This is a genomic window from Streptomyces sp. S3(2020), from assembly GCF_013044505.1.
GTDB lineage: Bacteria > Actinomycetota > Actinomycetes > Streptomycetales > Streptomycetaceae > Streptomyces.
In genome coordinates this window covers 1-7,179 of the sequence record NZ_JABERD010000331.1, presented here as the reverse complement: position 1 = coordinate 7,179, position 7,179 = coordinate 1, and the positions used below count along the sequence as shown (strand labels likewise).

The following is a 7,179-nucleotide window of genomic DNA, read 5'->3' as shown; positions in this document are numbered from 1 at the left end:
CGGGGGGGGGGGGGGGGGGTGGGCCGCGGGGGCGGTGGGGTGGCGCGGCGGGCGGGGGGTGGGGAGGGTAGGGGTGGGTGGGGGGGCGGAGGCGGCGATCGAGCTGGAGGCGGAGCGGTTGCGGGGGTGGCTCGGGGCGACCCGGGTGACGCCCAGGTTCCGGACGCCGCTGGAGCGGGAGTTGGTCCGGTAGGGGTTCCGCCGACCCGACCCGACACAACACGGCAGCGCCGGGTACCCCGCGCGGCACGGGGTACCCGGCGCCACGGTTCACCGCGCGTAACGCATCAGCGCCCGCACCATGTGGCACGTCGTGTCCGACGGCGGATGGACACCGATCGTCTCCGCCGTGGTCCGTATCGTCTCGTTGCGGGCCTGGTTGGGCAGGTAGACGCCCGAGTCGAGCAGGGCGATGGCGAGCCGCATCGCCTTGAGGCGGCGGTTGTGCGTGATGTACCACTCGCGCGGGCGGCCGGGCGGCAGCGCGCGCTTCTCCACGGGCGCGTACGGCAGGTCCAGCAGCACCGGGTGCTGGACGGTCGACTGGGTGGGCAACGGCTTCAGTGCGGCAGCGGGCACAGGCATCCTCCTGTCGCGGTCAGGGCGTCCACGGGAGGCCATGACGCCCCCCGCAACACCCTCGAACACTTCTACTATTCTACCCTCCGCCACTGACAAAAGGCCCTGGCCACAAGGGCTTTCGGGGCCGCTGTGACCCAGGTGGAGAACGGGTTTCACGTACCGTGGACGGCATGGAGATCTGGATCAACCCGGCCTGTTCCAAGTGCCGCAGCGCCCTGAGCCTGCTCGACGCCGAGGGTGCCGACTACACCGTCCGCCGCTATCTGGAGGACGTACCGAGCGAGGCCGAGATCAGGGACGTACTGGACCGCCTCGGCCTCGAACCGTGGGACATCACCCGCACCCAGGAGGCCGCCGCCAAGGAGCTCGGGCTCAGGGAATGGGCTCGGGACGAGTCGTCGCGCGACCGGTGGGTCAAGGCGCTCGCCGAGCACCCCAGGCTCATCCAGCGACCGATCATCACGGCGCAGGACGGGACGGCGGTGGTCGGCCGTACCGACGAAGCCGTACGGGATGCTCTGTCCCGATAGGCAAGTGATTGTCCCGCGGCGGGAGTTCGGGGTGCCGACGCTGTTACTCTCCGCCGCCATGAGCTTCGGTGATCAAGGAACGCCGTACGGGGCCGTGGGCCCGTACACCCAGTGGGCGGTCGAGCAGGAGCGGATACGTCGGCGTCGGCGCACCCGGCGCGCGGTGGCCGCGGGGACGGGTGGCGTGCTCGTCGCGGCGATCACCGCGGGAGCCGTGCTGTACGCGGGCAAAGACGATGACGGGACGGCGGCCGCTCCCCCGCCGCCAGCCACCTCCGGCTCGTCGGCCACCCCGGGCCCGTCGGCCGTCCCCTCCGTCACCGCCGCCCTGCCCTCCGGCGCCCCGTCCGCCCTGCCCTCCCTGCTCGCCCGGCCCGTGATCCGTCCGGAGCAGGCCTTCCCCGCGAAGAGCGTGCGCCTCGACGACGGCTCCCGGTACGAGCGCGTCGACCTGGCCACCACCACCGACTGCTCCGAGGGCATGTCGCCGGAGCTGGCCGCGCTGATCCGGCAGGGGCAGGGGTGCGAGCGGTTGACCGCCGCGCTGTTCACGGACGCCGAGCGGCGCTCGCAGGTGACGGTGAGCGTGCTGAGCTTCCGGACCGTCCAGGACGCCTCGACCGTCTTCGCCATGGCCTCGATGGACCCGGTGACGTATCAGGTGGTGTCGCTCGATCCGCCGCCGGAGGCGGGGCTGCCGACCGTGCCGCCCGGGTCGGCCGGGGTGTTCCGGCGGTTGATGACCGTGCGGTCCGTGGTGTTCGCCAACGGGCAGTGGGGGGACGGGGCGCAGACCGAGGAGGCCGCGATCACCGCGGAGACCGAGGATCTCCTCCAGTACGCCGACGACAACGTGGTGGCGTACGAGGACCCGAGTTCGGTGTGACGCAGGTTACTTCAGTGACTCCTGTAACCGCTGAGTAACATCGTTCGGTATCTCGTACATAGCGGCGTACGCTCCCCTAGCTCTCAGGAGGCGCGCATGTCGCGTAGGAGAACTGTCAGCACGGGCAAGAAGGTCGCGCTGTTCGTCGGTGCGGCCGCGGTGGCGGGTGGCGGTGCCTTCGTCATGGCGAGCACCTCGAACGCCTCGCAGGCCCCGCAGAATGTGCAGACCAAGGCCGAATCGGTCGTCTGCCAGGGACTTGCCACCGCCCTCGGCAACAACCAGAAGTTCATCGACGGTCAACGGGCCAATCCGGACGCGCAGTCCACGGCCCGGATCGCCAACCGCGAGGCCGTCATCGCACAGATCAAGGTGCAGCAGAAGGCGTCCGGGTGCGCTGTTGGGGAGTCGGCTCAGGACTCCCAGGCAGCACAGCCGGCCACGCCGAGCGCTGCGGCGAGTGCCGCGCCCAGCGCCGCGCCCAGCGCACCGGCCGCCGCCTCCGGGCAGCAGGTCTGCAACGGCTCCACCGTCACCCTCTCCGGAGAGGGCGGGGCACCCGCCGCCTCCAGCAACCAGTTCCCGGCGGGGACGAAGCTGAAGGTCACCAACCTGGACAACAACAAGTCCACGACGGTGGAGGTCACTTCGGTCTCCGGCAGCTGTGTCCTGCTGAACAACGCCGCTTTCGAACAGGTCCGTGAGCCCGGGAAGTTCCTCATCCGGCGGGCCGTGATCGAGAAGGTGGGGTGACGCCGACGGCGTAGAAGCTTCGTACGTGTCACAGGTCCTGCTGCTCGCGGCCACGAGCGGCAGGACCGACGCGTTTGGGCAACCGCATCGCATACGAGCCGCCGCCCCCTGCCGCTCCGCGGCCGTGAGCAGGCGTTTCTGTCGGCTTTCCGTGTCGGCTCGTGCACACCGGCCGTCCTCACGGCGTGAGACGCGCCACAGAACCACCAGGTAACACGGGGTTCACATCGGAGCAATGATCGGGAAATCGCCTGTTGACAGGCTGCCGGGCATCAAGCGCGGCGTTTCAGTGCCGCAGCGCCGCAGCACCCGCACATGCGCCTAGAGACCCACCCCGAAGGATGTGTCCCGTGACCTTCAAGGCTGAGTACATCTGGATCGACGGCACCGAGCCGACGGCCAAGCTTCGCTCGAAGACCAAGATACTCGCCGACTCCGCCAAGGGCGCCGAGCTGCCGATCTGGGGCTTCGACGGTTCCTCCACGAACCAGGCCGAGGGGCACTCCTCCGACCGCGTGCTCAAGCCGGTGTTCACCTGCCCGGACCCGATCCGTGGCGGCGACGACATCCTGGTCCTGTGCGAGGTCCTCGACATCGACTTCACCCCGCACTCCTCCAACACCCGCGCCGCGCTGGCCGAGGTCGCCGAGAAGTTCGCCGCTCAGGAGCCGATCTTCGGCATCGAGCAGGAGTACACCTTCTTCAAGGACGGCTACCCGCTCGGCTTCCCCAAGGGCGGCTACCCGGCCCCCCAGGGCGGCTACTACTGCGGTGTCGGCGCCGACGAGATCTTCGGCCGTGACGTCGTCGAGGCCCACCTGGAGAACTGCCTGAAGGCGGGTCTGGCGATCTCCGGCATCAACGCCGAGGTCATGCCGGGTCAGTGGGAGTTCCAGGTCGGCCCGGTCTCCCCGCTGGAGGTCTCCGACCACCTGTGGATCGCCCGCTGGCTGCTCTACCGCACCGCCGAGGACTTCGGCATCTCCGCCACCCTGGACCCGAAGCCGGTCAAGGGCGACTGGAACGGCGCGGGCGCGCACACCAACTTCTCCACCAAGGCGATGCGCGAGACGTACGAGGCGATCATCACCGCCGCCGAGTCGCTCGGTGAGGGCTCCAAGCCCCTCGACCACGTCAAGCACTACGGCGCCGGCATCGACGACCGTCTGACCGGTCTGCACGAGACCGCCCCGTGGAACGAGTACTCCTACGGTGTCTCCAACCGTGGCGCCTCGGTCCGTATCCCGTGGCAGGTCGAGAAGGACGGCAAGGGCTACATCGAGGACCGCCGTCCGAACGCCAACGTCGACCCGTACCTGGTGACGCGTCTGATCGTCGACACCTGCTGCTCCGCGCTGGAGAAGGCCGGCCAGGTCTGATCCGCCGGTCAGTGGCTCACTGATTTTTCCGAGGGGCGTCCACCTGCTGGGTGGACGCCCCTCGGCGCGTTGTCAGCGGGACGTGCGAGGGTGGGGGTATGGAGATCGACGGGGGCTCGCTCGACATCAAGGTCGAGACGGAGAGCAGCGAGACGCACACACGGATTTCGGCCGCCCGGTTGCGCGAGCTGGTGCACCGGATCGGGGGCCGGGGCGACCACTTCCTGATCGTGCAGCGGATACCGGACCGGCCTGCGGTGTTCATCCAGGTCGCCCACGAGCCGGGCGGGGTCTACGAGTTCCAGCACCGCACCGGCTCCGTCCCCCACATGTGGGTGACCGAGGTGACGGACCCGGATCTCGTCGCGGACGTCATGGCGCGCTGGGCGCGGCAGGAGCAGGACTGGGACGCAGGGGTCACCTGGCAGCGCGACGAGCTCGCGGCGCCCCAGGAGGTGCCCCCGCCCGATCCGGAGGTCGCCGCGCAGGCCGAGACGTATGTGCGCGAGACGCTCGCCGACGGTTATCTCGGCATCAAGGAGATCATCCGCGAGACCGTGTACATGGTGGAGGACCGGCTCACCTCCGCCCAGGCCCGCCCGATCGTCGAGCGGCTGTGGCTGGAGCGGGTCGAGGAGCAGGAGTCCTGGTCCGGGCCGACCGACCCGGACCGTCTGGAGCGGGCGTTCGCCGCGCTGGAGGGCGCCGGCATCGTCGCGCGCGAGCACTTCGCCTGTTGCGGCAGCTGCGGGAAGGCGGAGATCGGCGCCGAGATGGCGGACGCGGGCGCCCGGGGGTTCGTCTTCTTCCACTACCAGTGCACCCGTGGCGCGGCCGAGCACGACGAACTCACCCTCTACTACGGAGGGATCGACAACGGTCCGGAGGCCGACGCCGCCGTGGGCCGCGAGGTCGTCGCCGCACTCGATGCCGTCGGGTTGTCCACGGAGTGGGACGGCGATCCGGACAGGACCATCACCGTCACTCCCCTGGTCTGGCGCAAACGCCTGGTGGGGTGATGCACACCACGGTCGATTTCCCGTCGAGGAAGCGTCCAAGCAGTGAGAGGAGTCTCCTGTTGCGGGCCTGTGTCTGCTTCAATGAGCGCATGGCCAGCTTCCAGAACCCCAGCGCGACAGGTCGCCATGACCTCGAGCCGTTCTGGCCCTCTCGTCAGCACCACGATTTCGACCGGGTGTGTTGCCGCGCGGTGAACGCGCGGGCCCTCTAAAGCCGTACACCCCTTCGGCCTTCGGCCAGCGCGCAGTCGACGTACGTCCACCGACGAACCTCCTCGCGCGAAAAGAGCTGACTTCTCATGGCGACCACTCGTTCCCTGTCCACCGCCGCTCTCCCCACCCCTGCCGAGAGCGGCGCACGGCATCGGCTCCGGGCCGTCGGCCCGGACGACGTCCCCGGCGTCGTGGACTTCCTGCCGCCCGGCGCCACCTGGCTGCCCGCCCCGCAGCACACCCTGCCCACCCTGCCGGGCCAGCCGCCGATGATCGGCTACCTGGTGCTCGTCCCGGCCGACCAGCAGCCGCCCCTCCTGCCGGACCCGGCGGGCCCGGCCGGCGGCACCGACGGCGACCCGCTCGTCCGCATCGACACCGTGCAGCGCACCGCCGAGGTGAACGGCGCGGAACTCGACCTCACCTACCTGGAGTTCGAGCTCCTCGCCCACCTCGTCGCGCACCCGCACCGGGTGCACACCCGCGACCAGCTGGTCACCACGGTCTGGGGCTACGGGCACGTGGGCGACGGCCGTACCGTCGACGTCCACATCGCCCGGCTGCGCCGCAAGCTGGGCACCGAGAACCGCCAGGCGATCCAGACGATCCGCCGGGTCGGCTACAAGTACTCCCCGCCGACCGGACACTGACGGCACCGCTCGTCTGCTGACGGCAGATATCCGTCCCGTGGGGCCGCCCCGGCGTGCAGAGTCTGTGCCATGAGACTTCTGGTGCTGGGCGGTACGGAGTTCGCGGGACGGGCCGTCGTCGAGGCGGCCCTCGGGCGCGGCTGGGACGTGACCGTCTTCCATCGTGGACGGCACACGCCGGTGGCCGGGGTGCGGTCGCTGCACGGCGACCGCACCACACCCGACGGGCTCGCCGCCCTCGAAGACGCCGAGAGCACCTGGGACGCCGTCGTCGACACCTGGTCGGCGGCGCCGTCCGCGGTGCGTGACGCGGCGCGGCTGCTGCGGGGCCGCGCCGGACGGTACGTGTATGTGTCGAGCTGCTCGGTGTACGCCTGGGCGCCGCCCGTCGGCTACACCGAGGACGCCCCCCTGGTGGAGGGCGCCTCGCCCGACGCCGGGCAAACCGACTACGCCCGCGACAAACTGGGCGGCGAGCTGGCCGCGACCGAGGTCTTCGGCGCGGACCGCTCGCTGCTCGTCCGGTCGGGGCTGCTGATCGGGCCGTACGAGAACATCGGGCGGCTGCCGTGGTGGCTGACCCGGATCGCGCGCGGCGGTCCGGTGCTGGCGCCCGGGCCGCGGGATCTGCCGTTGCAGTACGTGGATGTCCGCGACCTCGCCGAGTGGATCCTGGACGGGGTGGAGCGGGGGCTGAGCGGGCCGTACAACCTGATGAGCGAGCGCGGCCACACCACCATGGGCGCTCTCCTCGACGCCTGCTCGAAGGCGACGGGCGGCGCCGCCGACCTGCGGTGGACCGACCCGGACGTCGTGCTCGGCGCCGGGATCGAGCCGTGGACCCAGTTGCCGGTGTGGGTGCCGCCGGGCAGTGATCTTGAGGCCGCGCTGCACAGCGCCGACGTCTCGCGGGCCGTCGGGGCGGGGCTGCGCTGCCGGCCGGTGGAGGAGACCGTGGCCGACACCTGGAGCTGGCTGCGGGAGATCGGCGGGACCGCGCCGCAGCGGTCCGACCGGCCCGCGGTGGGCCTCGACCCGGCGGTGGAGGCGAAGGTGCTGGGCCTCGACTCGGCGTGACAGAGGGCGCACCAGGGAGTGCACCAGAGGGGGTGCGCCAGGGGGTGTATCCAGCACCACCCCCTGACCCGGTGTCCAGGCCCCGTGCCC

The 7,179-nt window shown here is 70.8% G+C and carries 8 protein-coding genes and 1 pseudogene; 8 read left to right on the top strand and 1 reads right to left on the bottom strand.

Annotated elements, in window-relative coordinates; translation table 11 throughout:
- Nucleotides 1-193, top strand: a pseudogene (locus HLK59_RS50625) (winged helix DNA-binding domain-containing protein); the annotation flags it as partial.
- Nucleotides 194-270: 77 nt separating this feature from the next.
- Here HLK59_RS50625 and HLK59_RS46605 read toward each other — a convergent pair.
- Nucleotides 271-579 (bottom strand): hypothetical protein, encoded by a 309-nt coding sequence (locus tag HLK59_RS46605; protein WP_171147748.1) that lies wholly within the window; start codon nt 577-579, stop codon nt 271-273.
- A gap of 173 nt (nt 580-752) precedes the next feature.
- On the opposite strand from HLK59_RS46605, the gene HLK59_RS46600 reads away from it, so the two are divergent.
- The 7 genes from HLK59_RS46600 to HLK59_RS46570 all read left to right on the top strand — a co-directional run bounded on the left by HLK59_RS46600 (nt 753) and on the right by HLK59_RS46570 (nt 7,089).
- Nucleotides 753-1,112, top strand: a complete 360-nt coding sequence (locus HLK59_RS46600; RefSeq protein ID WP_171147747.1) for an arsenate reductase family protein — start codon at nt 753-755, stop codon at nt 1,110-1,112.
- Between the two features lie 58 nt (nt 1,113-1,170).
- The gene (locus HLK59_RS46595; RefSeq protein ID WP_240983043.1) at nt 1,171-1,998 is read left to right on the top strand and encodes a hypothetical protein; all 828 of its coding nucleotides are present in this window, start codon (nt 1,171-1,173) and stop codon (nt 1,996-1,998) included.
- 96 nt (nt 1,999-2,094) lie between these two features.
- Nucleotides 2,095-2,751: a hypothetical protein gene (locus tag HLK59_RS46590; RefSeq protein ID WP_171147746.1), complete on the top strand. Its 657-nt coding sequence runs from the start codon at nt 2,095-2,097 to the stop codon at nt 2,749-2,751.
- Between the two features lie 350 nt (nt 2,752-3,101).
- On the top strand, nt 3,102-4,130 hold the full coding sequence (gene glnII / locus HLK59_RS46585) for a glutamine synthetase (RefSeq protein WP_171147745.1): 1,029 nt from the start codon (nt 3,102-3,104) through the stop codon (nt 4,128-4,130).
- A gap of 98 nt (nt 4,131-4,228) precedes the next feature.
- Nucleotides 4,229-5,149: a hypothetical protein gene (locus HLK59_RS46580; protein ID WP_171147744.1), complete on the top strand. Its 921-nt coding sequence runs from the start codon at nt 4,229-4,231 to the stop codon at nt 5,147-5,149.
- 299 nt (nt 5,150-5,448) lie between these two features.
- Nucleotides 5,449-6,012, top strand: coding sequence for a winged helix-turn-helix domain-containing protein (locus HLK59_RS46575; RefSeq protein ID WP_171147743.1), 564 nt, complete (start codon nt 5,449-5,451; stop codon nt 6,010-6,012).
- Nucleotides 6,013-6,081: 69 nt separating this feature from the next.
- Nucleotides 6,082-7,089, top strand: a complete 1,008-nt coding sequence (locus HLK59_RS46570) for an SDR family oxidoreductase (protein ID WP_171147742.1) — start codon at nt 6,082-6,084, stop codon at nt 7,087-7,089.
- Nucleotides 7,090-7,179: the final 90 nt, after the last annotated feature.